19 protein-coding genes and 1 pseudogene are annotated in these 22,975 nt (G+C 60.2%); 4 read left to right on the top strand and 16 right to left on the bottom strand.

Annotated features, from left to right (window positions below):
* Positions 1 to 28 precede the first annotated feature (28 nt).
* From potA to QMX86_RS28350, 6 genes and pseudogenes are all read right to left on the bottom strand, one after another.
* Positions 29 to 1,171, bottom strand: coding sequence for a polyamine ABC transporter ATP-binding protein (gene potA / locus QMX86_RS14225; RefSeq protein WP_016772662.1), 1,143 nt, complete (start codon positions 1,169 to 1,171; stop codon positions 29 to 31).
* A gap of 63 nt (positions 1,172 to 1,234) precedes the next feature.
* A complete protein-coding gene (locus QMX86_RS14220; protein ID WP_051600552.1) occupies positions 1,235 to 2,332 on the bottom strand; it encodes a polyamine ABC transporter substrate-binding protein in 1,098 nt (365 codons plus the stop codon).
* A 186-nt stretch (positions 2,333 to 2,518) separates the two neighbouring features.
* Positions 2,519 to 3,631 carry a polyamine ABC transporter substrate-binding protein gene (locus QMX86_RS14215; protein ID WP_123441777.1) on the bottom strand — a complete coding sequence of 371 codons (1,113 nt, stop codon included), beginning with the start codon at positions 3,629 to 3,631 and terminating at the stop codon, positions 2,519 to 2,521.
* Positions 3,632 to 3,802: 171 nt separating this feature from the next.
* Positions 3,803 to 5,167 (bottom strand): aspartate aminotransferase family protein, encoded by a 1,365-nt coding sequence (locus tag QMX86_RS14210; RefSeq protein ID WP_073470991.1) that lies wholly within the window; start codon positions 5,165 to 5,167, stop codon positions 3,803 to 3,805.
* A 56-nt stretch (positions 5,168 to 5,223) separates the two neighbouring features.
* Positions 5,224 to 6,582 carry a glutamine synthetase family protein gene (locus QMX86_RS14205; RefSeq protein WP_016772658.1) on the bottom strand — a complete coding sequence of 453 codons (1,359 nt, stop codon included), beginning with the start codon at positions 6,580 to 6,582 and terminating at the stop codon, positions 5,224 to 5,226.
* A gap of 333 nt (positions 6,583 to 6,915) precedes the next feature.
* Positions 6,916 to 7,032 (bottom strand): annotated as a pseudogene (locus tag QMX86_RS28350) (gamma-glutamyl-gamma-aminobutyrate hydrolase family protein); the annotation flags it as partial.
* Between the two features lie 278 nt (positions 7,033 to 7,310).
* On the opposite strand from QMX86_RS28350, the gene QMX86_RS14195 reads away from it, so the two are divergent.
* Both QMX86_RS14195 and QMX86_RS14190 read left to right on the top strand, forming a co-directional pair.
* Complete coding sequence (locus QMX86_RS14195; protein WP_016772657.1) at positions 7,311 to 8,687, top strand: glutamine synthetase family protein; 1,377 nt, start codon at positions 7,311 to 7,313, stop codon at positions 8,685 to 8,687.
* 285 nt (positions 8,688 to 8,972) lie between these two features.
* Positions 8,973 to 9,605 carry a TetR/AcrR family transcriptional regulator gene (locus QMX86_RS14190; RefSeq protein ID WP_041476873.1) on the top strand — a complete coding sequence of 211 codons (633 nt, stop codon included), beginning with the start codon at positions 8,973 to 8,975 and terminating at the stop codon, positions 9,603 to 9,605.
* A 161-nt stretch (positions 9,606 to 9,766) separates the two neighbouring features.
* On the opposite strand, the gene QMX86_RS14185 is transcribed toward QMX86_RS14190, so the two are convergent.
* The 8 genes from QMX86_RS14185 to QMX86_RS14150 all read right to left on the bottom strand — a co-directional run bounded on the left by QMX86_RS14185 (position 9,767) and on the right by QMX86_RS14150 (position 17,142).
* The gene (locus QMX86_RS14185; protein WP_003229256.1) at positions 9,767 to 9,982 is read right to left on the bottom strand and encodes a TOBE domain-containing protein; all 216 of its coding nucleotides are present in this window, start codon (positions 9,980 to 9,982) and stop codon (positions 9,767 to 9,769) included.
* A gap of 106 nt (positions 9,983 to 10,088) precedes the next feature.
* Positions 10,089 to 10,895, bottom strand: coding sequence for an aliphatic sulfonates ABC transporter ATP-binding protein (gene ssuB, locus QMX86_RS14180; protein WP_282386412.1), 807 nt, complete (start codon positions 10,893 to 10,895; stop codon positions 10,089 to 10,091).
* Positions 10,892 to 11,674, bottom strand: a complete 783-nt coding sequence (gene ssuC / locus QMX86_RS14175; protein ID WP_011336451.1) for an aliphatic sulfonate ABC transporter permease SsuC — start codon at positions 11,672 to 11,674, stop codon at positions 10,892 to 10,894. Before ssuC ends, ssuB begins: the two co-directional genes overlap by 4 nt.
* Before the next feature lie 9 nt (positions 11,675 to 11,683).
* Positions 11,684 to 12,832, bottom strand: coding sequence for an FMNH2-dependent alkanesulfonate monooxygenase (gene ssuD / locus QMX86_RS14170; protein WP_016772653.1), 1,149 nt, complete (start codon positions 12,830 to 12,832; stop codon positions 11,684 to 11,686).
* 25 nt (positions 12,833 to 12,857) lie between these two features.
* The gene (locus tag QMX86_RS14165) at positions 12,858 to 13,832 is read right to left on the bottom strand and encodes a sulfonate ABC transporter substrate-binding protein (protein ID WP_282386410.1); all 975 of its coding nucleotides are present in this window, start codon (positions 13,830 to 13,832) and stop codon (positions 12,858 to 12,860) included.
* 89 nt (positions 13,833 to 13,921) lie between these two features.
* Positions 13,922 to 14,515, bottom strand: a complete 594-nt coding sequence (ssuE, locus tag QMX86_RS14160; protein WP_282386409.1) for an NADPH-dependent FMN reductase — start codon at positions 14,513 to 14,515, stop codon at positions 13,922 to 13,924.
* 321 nt (positions 14,516 to 14,836) lie between these two features.
* A complete protein-coding gene (locus QMX86_RS14155; protein WP_122705621.1) occupies positions 14,837 to 15,475 on the bottom strand; it encodes a peroxiredoxin in 639 nt (212 codons plus the stop codon).
* A gap of 293 nt (positions 15,476 to 15,768) precedes the next feature.
* Positions 15,769 to 17,142, bottom strand: coding sequence for an OprD family porin (locus tag QMX86_RS14150; RefSeq protein ID WP_056786224.1), 1,374 nt, complete (start codon positions 17,140 to 17,142; stop codon positions 15,769 to 15,771).
* A gap of 364 nt (positions 17,143 to 17,506) precedes the next feature.
* Here QMX86_RS14150 and tauA point away from each other — a divergent pair, with 364 nt between their 5' ends.
* The gene (gene tauA / locus QMX86_RS14145) at positions 17,507 to 18,496 is read left to right on the top strand and encodes a taurine ABC transporter substrate-binding protein (protein WP_282386413.1); all 990 of its coding nucleotides are present in this window, start codon (positions 17,507 to 17,509) and stop codon (positions 18,494 to 18,496) included.
* Between the two features lie 136 nt (positions 18,497 to 18,632).
* Here the strand turns inward: tauA and argA are convergent, their stop codons facing one another.
* A complete protein-coding gene (gene argA / locus QMX86_RS14140) occupies positions 18,633 to 19,934 on the bottom strand; it encodes an amino-acid N-acetyltransferase (RefSeq protein ID WP_016772647.1) in 1,302 nt (433 codons plus the stop codon).
* 262 nt (positions 19,935 to 20,196) lie between these two features.
* On the bottom strand, positions 20,197 to 21,351 hold the full coding sequence (gene argE / locus QMX86_RS14135; RefSeq protein WP_073470986.1) for an acetylornithine deacetylase: 1,155 nt from the start codon (positions 21,349 to 21,351) through the stop codon (positions 20,197 to 20,199).
* 156 nt (positions 21,352 to 21,507) lie between these two features.
* Between argE and QMX86_RS14130 the strand changes: the two genes are divergently transcribed.
* Entirely contained in the window at positions 21,508 to 22,878 is a 1,371-nt protein-coding gene (locus tag QMX86_RS14130) for a CYTH domain-containing protein (protein WP_282386405.1), read from the top strand.
* The last annotated feature ends 97 nt before the right edge of the window (positions 22,879 to 22,975 follow it).

Here is a 22,975-nt window from a genome sequence, read left to right as displayed (position 1 = left end):
TTTATACGGCGTTTGAATTTGCGCATGTTCATGAGCGAAGTACCACGCCGCTATCGTCTTCCCACCACACGTAGACCTGATCGCCCCAGGTCGGACGCGCGCCGCGACGTTCGGCGTTGGCGACGAACGACTGCACCAGTTTGCCGCTCGGCAATTCGACGTAGAACACCGAGTGCCCGCCCAGATAGGCGATGTCGTGGACCTTGCCGCTCGACCAGTTGTACTCGCAGGTCGGCATGTCGGCGGTGACCAGCAGTTTTTCCGGGCGAATCGCGTAGGTGACCGACTTGTCCTGCACCGAGGTGCTGATGCCGTGGCCGACGTAGATCTGCCGGTCGAGGTCCTTGCAGGTGATGGTCGCGTGGCCTTCGGCATCGTCGATCACTTCGCCTTCGAAGATGTTGACGTTGCCGATGAATTCGCAGACCAGACGGCTGGTCGGGGTTTCGTAGATGTCGATCGGGCTGCCGATCTGCGCGATCCAACCGAGGTGCATGATCGCGATGCGCTCGGCCATGGTCATGGCTTCTTCCTGGTCGTGGGTGACCATGACGCAGGTCACGCCAACGCGCTCGATGATTTCCACCAGTTCCAGCTGCATCTGCGAGCGCAGCTTTTTGTCCAGAGCGCCCATCGGCTCGTCGAGCAGCAACAGTTTCGGCCGCTTGGCCAGCGAACGGGCCAGGGCCACACGCTGGCGCTGACCGCCGGAGAGTTGATGCGGCTTGCGCTTGGCGTACTGGCTCATCTGCACCAGCTTGAGCATCTCGGCCACGCGGGCGTCGATTTCAGCCTTGGGAATCTTGTCCTGCTGCAGGCCGAAGGCGATGTTCTGCGCCACGGTCATGTGCGGGAACAAGGCGTAGGACTGGAACATCATGTTGATCGGACGGTCGTACGGCGGCATGTCGGTGATGTCGACGCCGTCGAGGAAAATCCGCCCTTCCGTGGGCCGTTCGAAGCCTGCAAGCATCCGTAGCAAGGTGGATTTGCCCGATCCCGAACCGCCGAGCAGAGCAAAAATTTCGCCCTTCTTGATTTCCAGGGACACGTCGTCCACGGCAATCGTCTCGTCGAACTTCTTCGTGACCCGGTCGATTTTGACCAGCACCTGTTTTGGTGTCTGGTCGCCCTCGAGGGCTTTCTTGTAGGCGCCGGAGGCAACTGCCATTTACGAAACTCCCAACAGAAGCAGCAGTTCGCCCCGCAAGACGAACCCTGGATAGTTTGTGCGTTATTTGCCCGACTTGACCTTGGTCCAGCTACGGGTCATCAAACGCTGAATATTGGCTGGCAACTCGGTCGACACGTAGGTCTTGTCGAGGACTGCTTGCGGCGGGTAAACCGCTTCATCGGTGCGAATGGATTGTTCCATCAGCTTGTCCGAACCCGGGTTGGGGTTGGCGTAACCGACGTAATCACTGACCTGGGCGATCACCTCAGGTTTCAGCAAATAGTTGATGAAGGCGTGGGCTTCCTTGACGTTGGACGAATCCTTGGGGATCGCCAGCATGTCGAACCACAGCGCGCCGCCCTCTTTCGGAATCGAATAGGCGATGTTGACGCCCTTCTTGGCTTCCTCGGCACGGTTCTTCGCCTGGAAGATGTCGCCGGAGAAACCGATGGCCACGCAGATGTCGCCGTTGGCCAGATCGCCGATGTACTTCGACGAGTGGAAATAGGTCACGTATGGACGCACCGCGAGCAGCTTGGCGGTGGCCTTTTCGTAGTCTTTGGTGTTGGTGCTGTTGGCGTTCAGGCCCAGGTAATTGAGCATCGTCGGCATCATTTCATCAGCCGAATCGAGGAACGCGACACCGCAGCTGTGCAGCTTCTTGATGTTTTCCGGCTCGAACAGCACGGCCCAGGAATCGATCTTGTCGATACCGAGCACGGCCTTGACCTTGTCGACGTTGTAGCCGATGCCGTTGGTGCCCCACAGATACGGCACGGCGTAGAGGTTGCCGGGATCGTTCTGCTCCAGGCGCTTGAGCAGCACCGGGTCGAGGTTGGAATAATTCGGCAGTTGCGCCTTGTCGAGCTTCTGGAACGCGCCCGCCTTGATCTGCTTGCCAAGGAAGTGGTTCGACGGCACGACCACGTCGTAACCGGTACGCCCGGCGAGCAGCTTGCCTTCCAGGGTTTCGTTGGAGTCGAAAACGTCGTAGACCGGTTTGATCCCGGTCTCTTTCTCGAAGTCGGCCAGGGTCGATTCGCCGATGTAATCGGACCAGTTATAAATATGCACCGTACCGGCGGCCTGGGCTCCGACAGCGATTGTCAGGCCGGCAGCGACCAGCAGGGCTTTGCGCAAAGAAGAAAATACAGGCAAGTGGAGGTCCTCTAAATTGATTGGGCCCAAGTTGCCCCGCGCTGCATGACAGCCATGGCTGCCCGACAACAAAACCGGCGCGCAACTTACCCTCGAAAAACCGATCCAGCAAAACTTTCTGTCATTTAATTATCCGCTGGCCGCCGTCGCGACGACGACGGCCAGTGGTTGTGGCGACAAACCGGCTTATTTGCCCGATTTGATCTTGGTCCAGCTGCGGGTGATCAGGCGCAGTGTGGCGGCGTCCAGATCGCTGATCGCATAGAGCTGTTTCTTCACTTCAGCCGAAGGATAGATGCTCGGGTCGCTGGTGATGTCCTTGTCCACCATAGGCGTCGCCGCCTTGTTGCCGTTCGGGAAACGCACGGCGTTGGTGATGCCGGCCATCACTTGCGGCTCCAGCAGGTAGTTCATGAACTTGTAGGCGGCTTCGACGTTTTCGGCATCCTTGGGAATGGCGACCATGTCATAGAAAGTACCGGCGCCTTCTTTCGGAATGGTGTAGGCCAGCTTGACCTTGTCACCGGCTTCCTGGGCGCGGGTCTTGGATTGCTCCAGGTCACCCGAGTAACCGACGGCGACGCAGATGTTGCCGTTGGCCAGGTCGGAGATGTACTTGGAAGAGTGGAAGTAGGCGACCGACGGACGGATCTTCAGGAACAGGTCTTCGGCGGCTTTCAGATCAGCCTTGTCCTTGCTGTTGGTCGGCTTGCCCAGATAGTGCAATGCCGCCGGAATCATTTCGGTCGGCGCATCGAGGAAGCTCACGCCGCAGCTTTTGAGTTTCTCGATGTTTTCCGGCTTGAACACCACGTCCCACGAATCGATCTTGTCGATGCCCAGCGCAGCCTTGACCTTGGCCGGGTTGTAGCCGATGCCGATCGAGCCCCACATATACGGGAAGGCGTGCTTGTTGCCCTGGTCGCTGGCATCGCCAACGGCCTTGAGCAGGTCTTCGTCGAGGTTTTTCCAGTTCGGCAGCTTGGACTTGTCCAGCTCCTGGTAAACCCCGGCCTTGATCTGCTTGGCGAGGAAGTTGTTGGAAGGCACCACGATGTCATAACCGGACTTGCCGGCCAGCAGTTTGGCTTCCAGGGTTTCGTTACTGTCAAAGACGTCGTAGACGACTTTGATTCCGGTGGCTTTTTCGAAGTTGGCCACGGTGTCCGGCGCGATGTAGTCGGACCAGTTGTAGACGTGCAGCACCTTGTCGTCCGCGTGCACCGCACCCGCCATCATGCCCGCCATGGACAGCGCGAGCAGAGTCTTGCCAGCTAGCTTTTTACCTAATGCCTTCATGCGTCATGCTCCAAATTTTTCTTTTTTGAACCACTTTGTTCAGCGGCCGAACCCGGACAACTGGAACCGCGGCTAGTCTGGCAAGATCCGAGGCGGTCTTTCAACAAAAGACCAGCCTTTCTGACAGCTTTGAGCGAGTGCGCCGCAGCTCCCCCGCCCAAAGCCTAGCACCTAGGCCTGCAGCGCATTGAGGGTCAGGTCCAGACACTTGCGTGCTTTTGTAACCAGCTCATCGATCTCGGCTTTGCTGATCACCAGCGGCGGCGCGATGATCATGGTGTCGCCCACCGCGCGCATGATCAGGCCGTTGTCGAAGCAGAACTGCCGGCAGATCATGCCCACGCCCTTGCCTTCGTAACGCTTGCGCGTGGCCTTGTCCTGCACCAGCTCGATCGCCCCCAGCAGACCGACGCCGCGAACTTCACCCACCAACGGGTGATCGTTCAGCTCGCGCAGACGTTTCTGCAAATACGGTGCCGTTTCGTTGTGGGCGTTCTCGATAATTTTTTCGTCGCGCAGGATGCGGATGTTTTCCAGGCCCACCGCGGCTGCCACCGGGTGGCCGGAGTAAGTGAAGCCATGGTTGAAATCGCCGCCTTCATTGAGCACGGCCACCACCGAATCACGCACGATCAACCCGCCCATCGGGATGTAGCCGGAGGTCAGGCCCTTGGCGATGGTCATCATGTGCGGCTTGAGGTCGTAGAAATCGCTACCGAACCACTCACCGGTACGGCCGAAGCCGCAGATCACTTCGTCGGCAACAAAGAGGATGTCGTACTTGGCGAGGATTTCCTTGATGCGCGGCCAGTAGGTATCAGGCGGAATGATCACGCCGCCGGCACCTTGGATCGGCTCGGCAATAAAGGCACCGACGTTGTCGACGCCGACCTCGAGAATCTTTTCTTCGAGCTGATTGGCCGCCCAGATGCCGAACTCTTCCGGCGACATGTCACCGCCTTCGGCGAACCAGTACGGCTGGGCGATGTGGACGATGCCCGGAATCGGCAGGTCGCCCTGCTCGTGCATATAAGTCATGCCGCCGAGGCTCGCGCCGGCCACGGTCGAACCGTGATAACCGTTCTTGCGGCTGATGATGACTTTCTTGTTCGGCTGGCCCTTGATCGCCCAGTAGTGGCGAACCATGCGCAGCATGGTGTCGTTGCCTTCGGAGCCGGAACCGGTGAAGAACACGTGGTTCATGCCTTCTGGCGCCACGTCGGCAATCGACTTGGCCAGTTCCAGCGCCGGCGGGTGTGCGGTCTGGAAGAACAGGTTGTAGTACGGCAGTTCGCGCATCTGTTTGGCGGCGGCATCGGCCAGCTCGTCGCGACCGTAACCGATCGCCACGCACCAGAGGCCGGCCATGCCGTCGAGGATCTTGTTGCCTTCGCTGTCCCACAGATAAACGCCCTTGGCGTTGGTGATGATCCGCGGGCCCTTCTCTTTCAGTTGCTTGAAGTCGCTGAACGGGGCCAGGTGGTGATCGCTGCTCAGCGCTTGCCACTCACGGGTTTGCGGGTTGTTGCTGGTCATGCCAATTCTCCTTGTTATCGGTGAAGGCGCGACGGCTGGCCGCCGCGCCCGGCGTATCAGACGGCGAAGAGCAGGTACTCACGCTCCCAGGAACTGATCACGCGCTTGAAGTTTTCATGCTCGGCCCGCTTGACCGCGACGTAGCCGGTGATGAAGGTCTTGCCGAGGTACTTCTCGATGGTCGCGCTGTTTTCCATGCGCTCCAGCGCGTCCTCGATGGTCAGCGGCAGGCGCAGGTTGCGGCGCTCGTATCCACGGCCGACCACAGGCGCGCTCGGGTTCAGGCCCTCGACCATGCCGATGTAACCGCAGAGCAGGCTCGCGGCAATCGCCAGGTATGGGTTGGCGTCGGCGCCCGGCAGGCGGTTTTCCACGCGGCGGTTCTGCGGGCCGGCATCCGGTACGCGCAGGCCGACGGTACGGTTCTCTTCGCCCCACTCGACGTTTACCGGTGCCGAAGTGTCCGGGAGGAAGCGGCGGAACGAGTTGACGTTCGGCGCGAACAGCGGCAACAGCTCGGGAATCAGTTTCTGCAGACCACCGATGTGGTGCAGGAACAACTGGCTCATGGTCCCGTCTTCGTTGGAGAAGACGTTCTTGCCGGTCTGAATGTCGATGATGCTCTGGTGCAGGTGCATCGCGCTGCCCGGCTCGCCGGTCATCGGCTTGGCCATGAATGTCGCTGCCACGTCGTGCTTGAGCGCGGCTTCACGCATGGTGCGCTTGAACACCAGAATCTGATCGGCCAGCGACAGGGCGTCACCGTGACGGAAGTTGATTTCCATCTGCGCCGTGCCGTCCTCGTGGATCAGCGTGTCGAGGTCCAGCTCCTGCAATTCGCACCAGTCGTAGACGTCTTCGAACAGCGGGTCGAATTCGTTGGCCGCTTCAATGGAGAACGACTGCCGGCCGATTTCCGGACGGCCCGAGCGGCCGATCGGCGGCTGCAACGGATAGTCGGGGTCGTCGCTGCGCTTGGTCAGGTAGAACTCCATTTCCGGCGCCACGATCGGCTGCCAGCCCTTGTCGGCATACAGTTTCAAGACTTTCTTGAGGACGTTGCGCGGCGACAGCTCGATCGGGTTGCCTTGCTTGTCGTAGGTGTCGTGGATCACCTGCGCGGTCGGCTCGATGGCCCACGGCACCAGGTACACGGCGTTCTGGTCGGGGCGGCAGATCATGTCGATGTCGGCCGGGTCGAGCAGTTCGTAATAGATGTCGTCTTCGACGTAGTCGCCGGTCACGGTCTGCAGCAGCACACTCTCCGGCAGACGCATGCCTTTCTCGGCGATGAACTTGTTGGTCGGCGAAATCTTGCCCCGGGTAATACCGGTCAAGTCGCCGATCATGCATTCGACTTCTGTGATCTTGCGGTCTTTCAACCAATCGGTGAGCTGGTCGAGGTTGTTACTCATAAATGCCTCTGGGCTGAGTCTCCTGACGCAATGTCAGGCAATTTTGACGCTTGCGGCGTCGCGTTAAAGGGGGCTTGCTCGCGCAGTGCCGGCTTACGCCTGGCACCGCGCATAGACAATGAAAGAGGAGCTTACCTGCCCTTGACGCTGGCGTTGCATTTCCCGTGCACTTTGCAAACGTGCAGAATCACAAGCATGACGCTGAGTGCGGCACGGGCTTTGGAAGGGAAAGAGTTCTATAGTGAAAGGAGACGCCATAAAGCGGATGCTGTGCCCGACGTCCAGAATATCGGACGCTGCCGTTTTGCCGGATGTTGACGAGCGTGTCGTCGACAGGCTGCGCGCCTTGCTGGCTGCGCTACGGACGGTTTGATCGCCACTGATGTGATGAGCATGCAGACCGGACTGTTGCGAGCAGTCGGTGATGCCGATTAACGGCAGGCGAGACATGAAGCACCCCGGTATTATTGCTGTTATGGGTTTGACCGGAGCTTAGCCTTGTTCATTTTTTTACACAACACCCCCGTAAAAAATACAACACGGCCTGCTCCAGCCCGCAGCTGAGCAACGTTCAAGGTTTGAAAAAACGCCCCAAAGTGCCCCATAAATGCCCTTCAAGCGCTTTTTCGGGGCAAAAAAGGCCTCGCTTGACTTCGGCAGGCCGTTCGGGTTGACTGAAACCAGAAAAGATCAATGATTGATATTTTTAACAACAAAGGTGTTGCATCATGTCGGTACCCCCGCGTGCCGTTCAGCTTAACGAAGCGAACGCGTTCCTTAAGGAACATCCTGAGGTTCTGTACGTTGACCTTCTGATTGCGGATATGAATGGTGTGGTGCGCGGCAAGCGCATCGAACGCACCAGCCTCCACAAGGTTTACGAGAAAGGCATCAACCTGCCGGCCTCTCTATTTGCTCTGGATATCAACGGCTCCACGGTGGAAAGCACCGGTCTGGGCCTGGACATCGGCGACGCCGATCGCATCTGCTATCCGATCCCCGATACCCTGTGCAACGAGCCATGGCAGAAGCGCCCGACCGCGCAGCTGTTGATGACCATGCACGAACTCGAAGGCGATCCGTTCTTCGCCGATCCCCGTGAAGTGCTGCGCCAGGTGGTGACCAAGTTCGACGAGCTCGGCCTGACCATCTGCGCCGCCTTCGAACTCGAGTTCTACCTGATCGACCAGGAAAACGTGAACGGCCGTCCGCAGCCGCCACGCTCGCCGATCTCCGGCAAACGCCCGCACTCGACGCAGGTCTACCTGATCGACGACCTCGACGAATACGTCGACTGCCTTCAGGACATTCTGGAAGGTGCCAAAGAGCAAGGCATCCCGGCCGATGCGATCGTCAAGGAAAGTGCCCCGGCGCAGTTCGAAGTGAACCTGCACCACGTTGCCGACCCGATCAAGGCCTGCGACTACGCCGTCCTGCTCAAGCGTCTGATCAAGAACATCGCCTACGACCATGAAATGGACACCACCTTCATGGCCAAGCCTTATCCGGGCCAGGCGGGCAATGGTCTGCACGTACACATTTCGATTCTGGACAAAGCCGGCAAAAACATTTTTGCCAGCGAGGATCCCGAGCAGAACGCCGCGCTGCGTCACGCGATCGGCGGTGTGCTCGAGACCCTGCCGGCGCAGATGGCTTTCCTCTGCCCGAACGTCAACTCCTACCGTCGCTTCGGCGCGCAGTTCTACGTACCGAACTCGCCGTGCTGGGGCCTGGACAACCGCACCGTGGCGATCCGCGTACCGACCGGCTCTGCCGATGCCGTACGTATCGAGCACCGCGTGGCCGGCGCCGACGCCAACCCGTACCTGCTGATGGCTTCGGTATTGGCCGGCGTGCACCACGGCCTGGTCAACAAGATCGAACCGGGCGCGCCTGTCGAAGGCAACAGCTACGAACAGAACGAGCAGAGCCTGCCGAACAACTTGCGCGATGCCCTGCGCGAGCTGGACGACAGCGAGGTGATGGCCAAGTACATCGATCCGAAGTACATCGATATCTTCGTTGCCTGCAAGGAAAGCGAGCTGGAGGAGTTCGAACACTCCATCTCCGACCTTGAGTACAACTGGTATCTGCATACGGTTTAAACGGTTTGCAGCTTCAAAAAAACGCCGTTGGCTGACTCAGCCAGCGGCGTTTTTTTATGGCCGAACACAAAACCTGTGGCGAGGGGATTTATCCCCGTTGGGTTGCGAAGCAGACCCAAATCCATCCCACTCGGTGTGTCAGGAATACCCGGCTCTCAGGGTTTACGACTGCTGCGCAGCCGAACGGGGCGGTGCGACGTTTCGCTAAATCCCCTCGCCACAGGGTACTGGCAGACAACACCTGAACCGCCTCGTACAATGCCCGCTGCCCCGCAGGAGACTTCCATGACGCGTCCCGCCACCGTCCGCAAACCCCGTGCCCGCAGTCAGGCGCGGATCGATTCGATCCTCGATGCCGCGCGCACGCTGCTGGCGGCCGAGGGCGTGGCCAGTCTGTCGATCTACAGCGTCGCCGAGCGCGCGCAGATTCCGCCCTCCTCCGTGTATCACTTCTTCGCCAGCGTGCCGGCGTTGCTCGAAGCACTGACCGCTGATGTCCACGCAGCCTTCCGCGCCTGCCTGCAAGCGCCGATCGATCACGATGCTTTGCGTGACTGGCGTGACCTGTCGCGACTGGTCGAACAGCGCATGCTCGAGATTTACGACGAAGACGCCGCCGCGCGGCAATTGATCCTGGCGCAACACGGCCTGACCGAAGTGACCCAGGCTGACCGCCAGCACGATCTGGAACTGGGCGACCTGATGCACAAGCTGTTCGACCAGCATTTCGAATTGCCGAGGCTGCCGGACGATGTCGATGTGTTTGCCCTGGCGATGGAACTGGGCGACCGGGTTTATGCCCGTTCGGTGCAGCAGCACGGGCAGATCACCCCGCGCATGGCCGAGGAAGGGATGCGCGTGTTTGATGCCTATATCGGGTTGTACCTTCCGCCATATTTACCCAAAAGAAATCTCTAGCGCATGCACCGGCCCTTTCGCGAGCAGGCTCGCTCCCACATTTGAAATGCGTTCCCCTGTGGGAGCGAGCCTGCTCGCGAAAGCCGCGCCGCCGAATCCGCGACAGGCACAAAAAACCCCGCAGGGCTCACACCCTCCGGGGTTGTTTTTTGCTCACCGACTTACAACTTGGCGATCGACACCTCGGTGGATTTCACAAAGGCGATCACCTCACTGCCGACCACCAGCTCCAGCTCTTTCACAGAGCGGGTAGTGATCACCGAAGTGACGATGCCCGAAGCGGTCTGCACGTCGATTTCCGACAGCACGTCGCCGAGGACGATTTCCTTGATCGAGCCTTTGAACTGGTTGCGCACGTTGATGGCTTTGATGGTCATGGCATTTCTCCTAGGATCGAAATGAGCTGCAAGCGGCAAGCTATAAGCTGCAAGTAAAAGCACCAGGCTTGTTCTTGCGGCTTGTAGCTTGAAGCTTGCAGCTGCTTCATTGCGCCCAACGCAGTTGCGTAGGCAGGGGTGAAACGGGTTCCGGCGCCGGCGGTTCGCCGGGCAGGGACAGAACACGGTTGAGCACTTCGGTTTCCAGCGCGGCGAGGCGATGCGAGCCACGGACACGCGGGCGCGGCAGTTCGACGTGCAGGTCGAGGCCGACTTCGCCGTCCTCGATCAAAATCACCCGATCAGCGATCGCCACCGCTTCACTGACGTCATGGGTTACCAGCAGCACGGTAAAACCGTGTTGCTGCCAGAGCCGTTCGATCAGTTGCTGCATCTCGATGCGGGTCAGCGCATCCAGCGCGCCGAGCGGTTCGTCGAGCAGCAGCAGACGCGGCTGGTGAATCAGCGCCCGGGCCAGCGCCACGCGCTGCTTCTGGCCACCGGACAACGCCGCCGGCCACTCATTGGCACGATCAGCCAGACCCACGGCTTCCAGTGCATCCAGTGCTTGCTGGCGCCAGTTGCCCTTGAGGCCGAGACCGACGTTGTCGATGATCTTTTTCCACGGCAGCAGCCGCGCTTCCTGGAACATCAGCCGCGTATCGTCGCGCGCCTGGCTGAGCGGCGCGGAGCCGGCCAGCAGCTCGCCGCCAGTGGGTTGATCGAGGCCGGCGAGCAAGCGCAAGAACGTGCTCTTGCCACAACCGCTGCGCCCGACCACGGCGACAAACTGCCCCGCCGGAATGTGCAGATCGATGTAGCGCAGCACCTGGCGCGCGCCGAAGGTTTTCTGCAGGTTGCGCACCGCCAGTGGAATCCCGCGCAACAGGCGTGGAGGTTGTTGAGCGGTCATGCCGCACCTCCCTTGGCAACCTGATAGGCCGGGTGCCAGCGCAGCCACACACGCTCAAGTCCACGGGCGGCGAGGTCAGCAAGTTTGCCGAGCACCGCGTAAAGCAGGATCGCCAGCACTACCACATCGGTCTGCAAGAACTCGCGGGCGTTCATCGCCAGATAGCCGATACCGGAGCTGGCCGAGATCGTTTCAGCGACGATCAGCGTCAGCCACATGAAGCCCAGGGCGAAGCGCACGCCAACCAGAATCGACGGCAACGCTCCCGGCAGAATCACCTGCCAGAACAGGCTGAAACCGCTCAGACCATAACTGCGCGCCATTTCCACCAGCGCCGGGTCGACGTTGCGGATGCCGTGATACGTGTTCAGGTAGATCGGGAACAAGGTGCCCAGCGCCACGAGGAAAATCTTCGCTGACTCGTCAATGCCGAACCACAGGATCACCAGCGGAATCAGCGCCAGATGCGGCACGTTGCGGATCATCTGCACCGAGCTGTCGAGCAGGCGCTCGCCCCACTTCGACAGGCCGGTGATGAAGCCCAGCACCAGACCAATGCTGCCGCCGATGGTAAAACCGAGTGCCGCGCGCCAGCCGCTGATTGCCAGGTGCGTCCAGATCTCGCCGCTGCGTACCAGACTGACGCCGGCTTCGATCACCGCCACCGGTGCCGGCAGAATCCGTGTCGACAACCAGCCCGCCGACACCGACAACTGCCACACCGCCAGCAGCAACACCGGCAACGCCCAGGGCGCGAGGCTGTGGATAAATTTCTTCATGGCTGCGCCTCAGCTCTGCGATGCGGCTTTGGGCAGAATGTCGTTGGCGACCATCTCGCCAAACGGGCTGACATAACCGGCGCTCTTCGGCAGTTCCGGGCGTTCAACGTCGAGGTGTGGGAACAGCAGCTCGGCGACGCGATACGATTCTTCGAGGTGTGGATAACCGGAGAAGATGAAGGTGTCGATGCCCAGATCGGCATATTCCTTGACCCGCGCTGCCACGGTCGGGCCATCGCCGACCAGCGCAGTACCGGCACCGCCACGTACCAGACCGACGCCGGCCCAGAGGTTCGGGCTGACTTCCAGATTGTCGCGGCTACCGCCGTGCAGCGCGGCCATGCGTTGCTGGCCGACCGAATCGAAGCGCGCCAGCGAAGCCTGGGCACGTTGGATGGTGTCGTCGTCCAGATGCGAGATCAGCCGGTCCGCTGCCTGCCAGGCTTCGGCATTGGTTTCACGGACGATCACATGCAGACGAATGCCGAAGCGCACGGTGCGCCCGAGCTTGGCGGCCTTGGCGCGAACCTGGGCAATCTTCTCGGCCACTGCTGCCGGCGGCTCGCCCCAGGTCAGGACCATTTCCACCTGCTCGGCGGCCAGATCCTGCGCCGCTTCCGAGGAGCCACCGAAATACAGCGGCGGACGCGGTTGCTGGATCGGCGGATACAGCAGCTTCGCGCCCTTCACGCTGATGTGCTCGCCGTCGTAATCGACGGTTTCGCCTTCCAGCACACGACGCCAGATGCGGGTGAATTCCACCGAGGCCTGATAGCGTTCCTCATGGTTGAGGAACAGCCCGTCCCCGGCCAACTCTTCCGGATCGCCACCGGTGACCAGATTGAACAGGGCACGCCCGCCGGACAAACGATCCAGCGTCGCTGCCTGGCGCGCCGCGACCGTCGGGGAAATGATCCCGGGGCGCAGGGCGACCAGAAACTTCAGGCGCTGGGTCACCGGAATCAGCGAGGCTGCCACCAGCCACGAGTCTTCGCAGGAACGCCCGGTCGGAATCAGCACCCCGCCAAAACCCAGACGATCCGCCGCTTGCGCGACTTGCTGCAAATAACCGTGATCAACCGCGCGGGCGCCCTCGGCGGTGCCAAGGTAATGGCCGTCGCCGTGGGTCGGCAGGAACCAGAAGATGTTGAGGCTCATGGAGTGGTCTCCTTGTGGATTCGAATTACTGGGCGGGGGAGCTTTGGGCCACAGCGGCCGTCGGGGTCCAGATCACATCCTTGATGCTCAACGGCTTGGGAATCAGCTTGAGCTGGAAGAACGTGTCGGCGATTTTCTGTTGCGCGGCGACCACTTCCGGAGTCACGAACAGCGCGCCGTAGCCCTGGCGTTTCACCGAGGTCAGGGTGATGTCAGCCGGCAGGCCAAGCAGTGGCGCGACCTGTTGCGTCACGTCTTCGGGATTGGCTTGCGACCATTCGCCAACCGCGCGCACTTCTTCGACGAGGGTCTTGATCACCTCGGGATTTTTCTGCGCGTAAGGTTTGGTCGCGAGATAGAACTGGTGGTTGTCGACGATGCCTTTGCCGTCACGCAGGGTGTGCGCTTGTAGTTGTTTCTCGGCAGCGGCCTGATACGGATCCCAGATGACCCAGGCGTCGACACTGCCACGTTCGAACGCAGCGCGGGCGTCGGCCGGTGGCAGGAACACGGTCTGAATATCGCTGTACTTGAGGCCGGCGTCTTCCAGCGCGCGCACCAGCAGGTAGTGCACGTTGGAGCCTTTGTTCAGGGCGACTTTCTTGCCTTTGAGATCGGCCACCGATTTGATCGGCGAGTCTTTCGGCACGAGGATCGCTTCGCTGTTCGGCGCTGGCGGTTCATAGGCGACGTAGAGCAGATCGGCGCCAGCGGCCTGGGCGAAAACCGGCGGGGTTTCGCCGGTCACGCCGAAATCGATCGAGCCAACGTTGAGGCCTTCGAGCAGCTGCGGGCCGCCGGGAAACTCGGTCCATTGCACGTCGACGCCTTGCGCGGCGAGGCGTTTTTCCAGCGTGCCTTTGGCTTTGAGCAGCACCAGCGTGCCGTACTTCTGATAACCGATCCGCAATGTCTCGGCTTGAGCTTGGGTGATGGCGCCGAAGGTGACAGCCGCAGCAAACAGAGCGACCAGACCACGACGCAAAAATACAGTGCGCATAGCGCTCTCCTTTTTGCTGTTGGGTTTTGGCTGCACCTGCTTGCCCGTTGGCGGGCGAGTAAGGCCAGTACTTCAAATTTCGATAAGGCTTAAATGCTCCAGCGAGCACTCAACAAACGTTCGTTCAGCAGGCCCGGCTCCAGCGGTTTCGGCCGGCGCGCCATGGCACCGATGAACTGGTCCAGGGCCTCGTGCAAGCGCTGCTCCAGGGCCGGCGCCAGTTGCGCGGCGGCACTGCCTTCGCCATAAGCGATCTGGCTGTCCTCGGCGAAAATGCCCTGAAGCATTTCCTGGGCCTTGAGTGCCGACAGCACAGGCTTGAGCGCGTAATCGACCACCAGCATGTGGGCGATGCTGCCGCCCGTGGCCATCGGCAAGACAATCTTGTGGTTCAAGGCGCGCTCGGGGAGCAGATCCAGCAGGGTCTTCAGCGCACCGGAAAACGAGGCCTTGTACACCGGCGTGGCGATCAGCAGGCCATCGGCGTTTGCGATCTGTAGCAGCAGGTCGAGGACCTTCGGGCTGTCGAAGCGGGCGTGGAGCAGATCCTCGGCCGGGAAGTCCCGCACCTGATAACTCACCACTTCCACCCCTTGCTGTTGCAACCAGCGTTGCGAGCGCTCCAGCAGCACCCCGGAACGGGAGCGCAGGCTGGGGCTGCCACCGAGTGAGACGACCAGCATTGCAGATTCCTTTAAGCGTTACGGGCGATTCGCAGGCTGCGATCTCGCTTCAATGGCAGTGACCTTACCAGCTGATTTATATATCCATAAATCATATTTATTCATTTGGTTATGCATTTAAGAGATATACCGCTGAGCAGAATCCAGGCGAAAAAAAAGGCCGTCGAAACGGCCTGAAATCCCCTGCGTTGTAGTCACACGAAGATCGTTCCCACGCTCTGCGTGGGAATGAATCCATGGACGCTCCGCGTCCACTGTGACGCGGAGCGTCACGGGCGGCATTCCCACGCAGAGCGTGGGAACGATCAAAATCTCACTGATTCATTTATTCGGCTGCGGCGTCAGGCGCAGGTACGGCTTCACCGCGCGATAGCCTTTGGGGAAGCGCTGCTTGATCTCGTCCTCATCCTTGAGCGACGGCACGATCACCACCTCTTCACCGTCCTGCCAGTTGGCCGGGGTGGCGACCTTGTAGTTGTCGGTGAGCTGCAGCGAGTCGATCACCCGCAGGATCTCGTGAAAGTTGCGCCCGGTGCTCGCCGGGTAGGTGATGGTCAGACGAATCTTCTTGTTCGGATCGATGACGAACAGTGAACGCACAGTCAGCGTGTCATTGGCGTTCGGGTGGATCAGGTCGTAGAGATCGGAGACCTTGCGATCGGCATCGGCCAGGATCGGGAAATTGACGATGGTATTCTGGGTTTCGTTGATGTCCTCGATCCACTTGTGGTGCGAGTCCACCGGGTCGACCGACAGCGCGATGGCCTTGACGCCGCGCTGGCTGAATTCATCCTTGAGCCTGGCGGTGAAACCCAGCTCGGTGGTGCACACCGGAGTGAAGTCCGCCGGATGGGAAAACAGCACGCCCCAGCTATCGCCCAGCCATTCGTGGAAACGAATCTTGCCGGCGCTGGAGTCTTGTTCGAAATCGGGGGCGATGTCGCCGAGTCTGAGGCTCATGGTGCTGCTCCTGATGAGGGATGGGAGACAACAACTGTAGCTCGGGATCAATCAGTGTGAAAAAGAATAAATAACTAGATATCTAGATCATTAGTGAATATTAAACATCTGTTCATTGGACACCAGACGGCATCGCGACGAACATCCAACGCAAGGTTCGAGAAGGCCTTGAGTTGCAGCAAAGAGGGAAATCGAGAAGGGCTTACGGGGGTGAGCCTGACTCGAAACGCAAAAGCCCCGTCCGGCGCGATGCCGGACGGGGCTTTTTTTGCTTCAGTTACTTGGTCGAGCTGTTACAGCAGCGGGATCGAGTAGCTGAGGATCAGGCGGTTTTCGTCCTGGTCGCGTTGACCCGGGATGTCGTTGCGCCAGGTTGCGTTTTTCCACATTACGCCAACGTTTTTCAGCGGGCCTTCCGGTACGACGTAAGCAACAGTGAGGTCACGCTCCCACTCGGAACGGCCAGTGGCATTGGTGCTGACTTGTGGCACGCTACTGCCAACACGACCAGTAGTGTCGATGTTATCGCCACGCAGGTAAACCACACCGGCGGTAAGGCCAGGTACGCCTACCTTCGCGAAGTCGTACGAGTAGCGAGCTTGCCAAGTACGTTCGCCAGCGCGAGCGAATTTGGCAATTTGCATGTCGGTAGTGATGTAAGCCGACGAGCCGTCACCCTGGTTCAGCCAAGGGAAGTCGCTGTTGCCGTTACTGACCTGATAACCGCCACCGAAGGTGTGACCTTCAACGGTGTACAGGAACAAACCACTGTACAGGTTGTTGTCGACTTTCCCTTTGGTGATGCCGGTACCGTAGTCACCAGTGGTGTAGTACGCCGGATCATTACCGTTGGCGCCATCGTCACGGCTATTGAAGTAACGCAAATCCGACTTCAATACACCCGGGCCGATTGCCCAGTTGTGCACCAGACCCAGGAAGTGCTGCTTGTAGTAATCCTGCAGGTTGCCGTAGTAGTACTGAGCAGTCAGGTCTTTGGTGATTTTGTAGTCACCGCCACCGTAGATGAACTTGTTACTGTCACGACCGGCAGCGGTGTGAGCGTTGGAGCCCGCAATCGACAACTCTTCGTTGTTGCTGGAGTTCCGACCCTTGGCATGCTCAATCTGACCAGCGACCAGCGTCAGGTCTTTGATCTCACCGGAAGTGATCTGGCCACCCTGGAAAGTTTGTGGCAGCAGACGTCCATCATTGGTCACGATAACCGGCAGTTTCGGCTGCAGGGTACCCAACTTCAATTCCGTCTGGGAGATCTTGGCTTTGGCAGTCAGACCCAGGCTAGAGAAGTTATCGACCGCTTCGCCGTTGGATTTGCTCGGGAATACAGTACCGCCGTAGGAAGTCGAGGTAGCACCGTTGGTGCCGCCACCCGAATCCAGACGCACACCCAACAGGCCGATGGCATCGATACCGAAGCCTACGGTGCCTTGGGTATAACCGGAGATAAACCGCAGATCGAAGCCTTGGCCCCATTCTTCTTGCTTGTTCTGAGCGCCGGCAGCTTTGGTATCGCCGTCACGGTTGTCAGTGTTGATATAGAAGTTGCGCAGACCCAGAGTAGCCTTGCTGTCTTCGATGAAACCGGCGGCGCCTGCCTGCTGCGCCATAACCCCAACGGCCACAGCCAGGGCCAAGGTGGACTTGTTCATGTATCGCTCCTCTCGTTCTAATTCTTGTGTTCCTGGTTCGGGGTCGATTTGCCCTGAATCCTAAGATGCGCGATTAGCGCCAGACCGTGACTGCCAAGTCAATCGTAACCTTGTGTGTCTACGACCATCGTCTAATCGCAAGTGATTGGGTCCCTGCAGCGTAAAGACTTCCTGATAATCCCAAAAAGAATTTATTCATCCTTTTTCATACCATTCGGACATATGGCCCATTAATGGCCCTTTGAGCCGGGAAACAGCGTATCGGCGCCTAAGCTCATTCCTAAATGGTATTTGTTGACCTTTTTTTAGATCGATTAGCTTTGCCGTGCTCCCAACACGGCAAATCCCATCGAAAAGGCGACGCATCATGGCGAAACGCGCACTATCAAGTCAATTTGTTACAGTTTGTGTGTCGGCACTGTTTTCTTTTTCCGCACATGCCGCCGGTCTGACGGTCGGCTACCAGACCGGGATCGATCCGAGCAAAGTGCCGCAGGCCGATGGTGTCTATGAAAAAACCATCGGCGAGAAGATCGACTGGCGTCGTTTCAACAGCGGCCCGGAAGTCGTCACTGCCATTGCTTCTGGCGACGTGCAGATCGGCAACCTTGGCTCAAGCCCACTGGCAGCAGCTGCTTCACGCAATCTGCCGATCGTGGCGTTTATCGTTTCGGCGCAGATTAATGCCGCCGAAGCCTTGGTGGTGCGCAACGGCAGCGGCATCGACAAACCACAGGACCTGATCGGCAAGACCATCGCCACACCGTTCGTGTCGACCTCGCACTACAGTCTGCTTGGGGCGCTGAAGCACTGGGGCCTGAATACTTCGCAAGTCAAAGTGGTCAACCTGCAACCGGCGGAAATCGCCGCCGCGTGGAAGCGTGGCGACATTGACGGGGCGTTTGTCTGGTCGCCGGCGCTGGGCGAGATCCGCAAGACCGGCAAGACCCTGACCGACGCCGCCCAGGTCGGCCAGTGGGGTGCGCCGACCTTCGAGGTGTGGGTGGCGCGCAAGGACTTTGCCGAGAAGCATCCCGAGGTCGTGGCCAAGTTTGCCAAGGTCACCCTGGAGTCGTTCGCTGATTACGCCGCACACAGAGACAGCTGGACGGCCGACTCGGTGCCTGTGCAAAAAATCGCCAGATTGACCGGTGCCAACGCAGCAGATGTGCCGGAACTGCTGGCCGGTTCGGCGTTCCCGGATGCCAAGGCGCAGCAAAGCACGGCGCTGCTGGACGGCGGCACCGCCAAGGCCATTGCCGAAACGGCGAAATTCTTGAAGGAACAAGGCAAGGTCGAGACGGTGCTGCCTGATTATTCGCAGTACGTCAGCGCCAAGTTCATCTCTGACTGAATGCAGAACCCTGTGGTGAGGGGATTTATCCCCGCTGGGTCGCGTAGCGACCACCTATGGTTTCACTTGGAAACGCAAGGAGACTGCTGCGCAGTCCAGCGGGGATAAATCCCCTCGCCACAGACCTCGCTGTTGTTCAGAGGGTCTTTTCGAAGATCTTCGAGTTGCGCTGATAGTTGTACAGCGACGCCCGTGCCGCTGGCAGGCGTTCCACGCTGCTCGGCTCGAACCCGCGCTCGCGGAACCAGTGCGCAGTACGCGTGGTGAGTACGAACAGGGTTTTCAGACCCTGCGCCCGTGCGCGGGTTTCGATGCGCTCGAGCAATTCATCGCCGCGACCGCCATGGCGATACTCCGGATTCACCGCCAGACACGCCAGTTCGCCGGCATCAGAATCGGCAATCTGATACAGCGCCGCACAGGCGATGATCATGCCTTCGCGCTCGACCACGCTGAACTGCTCGATCTCGCGCTCCAGCACTTCCCGCGAGCGGCGCACCAGAATGCCCTGTTCTTCCAGCGGACTGATCAGGTCGAGCAAACCGCCGACGTCTTCAATCGCCGCCTCGCGCACCAGTTCGAACTGCTCCTGCGCCACCAGCGTACCGCCACCGTCACGGGTGAACAGCTCGGTCAGCAGCGCGCCGTCTTCGGCATAACTGACGATATGGCTGCGCGCAACGCCGCCACGGCAGGCTTCGGCGGCGGCATCGAGCAACTCCGCTTGATAGTTGCTCATGCCGAGGCGCTGCAAATGTGCCGGCACTTGCTGCGGGCGCAGTTCGCGTACCAGCTTGCCGTTTTCGTCGATCAGGCCGAGCTCGGCGCCGAACAACAGCAACTTGTCCGCGCCCAGATCAATCGCGGCGCGGGTGGCGACGTCTTCGCAGGCAAGATTGAAGATTTCGCCGGTCGGCGAATAGCCCAGCGGCGACAGCAATACGATCGAGCGTTCATCGAGCAGGCGATTGATGCCCTTGCGGTCAACCCGACGCACTTCACCGGTGTGGTGATAGTCGACACCTTCCAGCACACCGATCGGCCGCGCGGTGACGAGGTTGCCGCTGGCCACGCGCAGGCGCGAGCCCTGCATCGGCGACGAAGCCATGTCCATCGATAGCCGGGCTTCGATGGCGATGCGCAACTGGCCGACCGCGTCGATCACACATTCCAGGGTCGCGGCATCGGTGATGCGCATGCCGTGATGGTAATGCGGGGTCAGGCCACGGGCGGCGAGGCGGGTTTCGATCTGCGGGCGCGAGCCGTGCACCAGCACCAGACGCACGCCCAGACTGTGCAGCAAGACCAGGTCGTGGACGATGTTGCCGAAATTCGGATGCTCGACGCCGTCGCCGGGCAGCATGACGACGAAGGTGCAATCGCGATGGGCATTGATGTAAGGGGACGCGTGGCGAAGCCAATTGACGTATTCGGGCATGAACCTGGGCCTGTAATAAAGAGCAGCCGAAAAAAGGGGCGAAACGAAAAACGCACAGCGGGCTGATGGTTATCGTCGGAACAGGCTTGGCGACACGCGCGCTCTCCTCATGAATACGGGTTGTGGTGCAGGCAATTTACCGGGTTGATGCAAGACATTTAACCCAGTGGGAGCGAGCCTGCTCGCGAAAACGGTGGATCAGGTTCATCAAGGGCGACTGACGGAACGCTTTCGCGAGCAGGCTCGTTCCCACACAGGGCCGTCATCGTTCGTCTGTCGTCAGGCAGTAATGTTCAATCAACTGCCGAATCAGATGCACGGTAGGCTGCAAACGTGACATTTCAAGGTACTCGCCGGGTTGATGCGCGCAGGCAATGTCGCCGGGGCCGAGGACGATGGTTTCGCAGCCGAGGCGCTGAAGATAAGGCGCTTCGGTGCCGAACGCTACTGCTTCGGCGCGATGACCGGTGAGCTTTTCAGCGATGCGCACCAGTTCGGCATCCTCGGACTGTTCGAACGGCGGCACTTCCGGGAACAGCGGTCGGTAGTCGATCTTCACCTTATGCCGCTCGGCCACCGGGTTGAGCTTGCGCAGGATTTCCGCGCGCAGCAGGTTCGGGTCCATGCCCGGCAGCGGCCGCAGGTCGAACTCCAGCGAACACTGGCCGCAGATGCGATTGGGGTTGTCGCCGCCATGAATGCAACCGAAGTTCATCGTCGGTTGCGGCACGCTGAACTGTGGGTTGCTGAATTCGCGCTGCCACAACAGACGCAGACCGCGCAGTTCGCCGATGGCATCGTGCATCGCTTCAAGGGCGCTGTGGCCCAGGCGCGGATCAGACGAGTGGCCGCTCTGCCCGAGGATGTCGATGCGCTCCATCATGATGCCTTTGTGCATGCGAATCGGCTTGAGCCCGGTCGGCTCGCCGATCACCGCCGCGCGGCCCAACGGTTGCCCGGCCTCGGCCAGCGCGCGGGCGCCGGACATCGAGCTTTCTTCGTCGCAGGTGGCGAGGATCAGCAGCGGTTGCTTGAACGGCTGATCAAGCAGCGGCTGCACGGCTTCGATGATCAGCGCGAAGAAACCCTTCATGTCACAACTGCCCAGCCCGACCCAGCGGCCATCAACCTCCGTGAGCTTCAGCGGGTCGGTCTGCCACAACGCGTCGTCGTACGGCACGGTGTCGCTGTGCCCGGCCAGCACCAGGCCGCCGGGGCCGCTGCCGAAACTGGCGAGCAGATTGAATTTGCCGGGGCTGACCTGCCGGATATCGCAGCTGAAGCCCAGGTCACCAAGCCAGCCCGCCAGCAGATCGATGACGGCGCGGTTGGACTGGTCCAGGTTCGGTTGAGTACAGCTGACCGATGGCGCGGCAATCAGCGCGGCGAACTGGTCTTGCATGGACGGCAATGGCATCACTGACTCCAGGTCCCGGATTGAGGCCCACTATAGAACCATCCGGCGCGCGGAATAAACCGCCGCAGGGCGTAGGAAGTTTGACTCCTGTACACTGCACGGCCTTGGCAGCCACACATTCCCCCGGCTGCGCTCCCGATTCTGGATGTTCCGGCCATGCAAAAAGAAACTGAAATCAAACTCCGCGTCAGCCGCGAAACCCTCGCTGCCCTGCGCGAGCACCCGCTGCTGAAGAAACGCAACAAAAGTGGCTGGGAACGCCGTGAGTTGATGAACCAGTACTTCGACACCCCCGAGCGCGACCTCGCCCAAGCCAAAGTCGCACTGCGCCTGCGCAAGGACGGTGACGAAGTGATTCAGACCCTCAAGACCCGTGGCCAGAGCGTCGCCGGTCTGTCCGAGCGTAACGAGTACGACTGGAAACTGGCGAAAGCCAAGCTCGACGTGAAGAAACTCGACGGCGAATGCTGGCCCGAGGCGCTGGTCGAGCTGGACAAGAAAACCCTCAAACCGATCTTCACCACCGATTTCGTCCGCGAGCGCGCCGAAATCGCCTGGGGCCGTGGCAAGACCAAAGTGGTCATCGAAGCCGCGCTGGACCTCGGTCATGTGGTGGTCGGCAAGCAGAAGGAAGAAATCTGCGAGCTGGAACTGGAACTGCGCGAAGGCGAGCCTGCCGCGTTGCTGGAACTAGCTGCCGAATTGGCCGAAACCCTGGCGCTGATGCCATGCGATATCAGCAAGGCTGAGCGCGGTTATCGTCTGCACGACGCCAACAGTTACTCGCTGAGCCTGCCGGCGCCGCAGCTGACCACCGAAACCCGTCTCGACGACGCCTTCGCCGCGCTGAGCTGGCATCTGCTCGGCAGCAGCCAGCGTCTGGCCGAACAATATCGCTTCAACGGTCACTGGCGTCTGTTGCAGGACTGGGTCGAGAACCTCGCGGAAATGCGCGCCCTGCTCAGCAGCCTCGGCCAGGCGGCGCCGCGTCAGTCGACCCACGATTTGCGTGTGGCCCTCGATGCTTTGCTCGAAGACTGGCGCCCGTTGGTGCAGGTCGGCATCGAGGACGAAGACGTGCGCAAGGCCGCGCCGGAGCAGTTCCTCGAAGAGCTGGAAGATCCGCGCTGGGGCCAGTTCTCGCTGAACGCTTCACGCTGGCTGTTGGCCCGCACCTGGACCGCCGACCGCAACACCCGTGGCAACCGTCAGGGTGACGCGCAACTGCACAGCTGGTTGCCGCGTCTGTTGGGCGAAGAAGCCACCGCTCTGCAGCTGCAACGCTATCAGCAGCAGCCGGAAGACCTTGCCGAGCAACTGCCACGTATCGAGCGCATTCAGGTCTGGTTGCACCACGCGCGCAACGTGCTGGACATCCCGGAAATGGATCGCCTGTACGGTGAGCTGAACAAACTGGCGCAACTGGCCAACGAGCCGACCATCACCGACGAACTGCTCGATGCGCGCAAGCATCAGGCGATTGCGGTGTACCAGAACCGCGCCTGGAAAATCCTCCTGCGCATGTGATGACCCTGTGGCGAGGGGATTCATCCCCGCTGGGTCGCAAAGCGGCCCCGTTCTTAAAAAAGCGGGGACCGCTGCGCAGCCCAGCGGGGATGAATCC

Origin of the sequence: Pseudomonas sp. PS01270 (genome assembly GCF_029959775.1) — a bacterium.
Lineage (GTDB): Bacteria > Pseudomonadota > Gammaproteobacteria > Pseudomonadales > Pseudomonadaceae > Aquipseudomonas > Aquipseudomonas atacamensis.
Note: the sequence above shows the minus strand (reverse complement) of the source record. Positions and strands in the feature narration are given on the sequence as shown.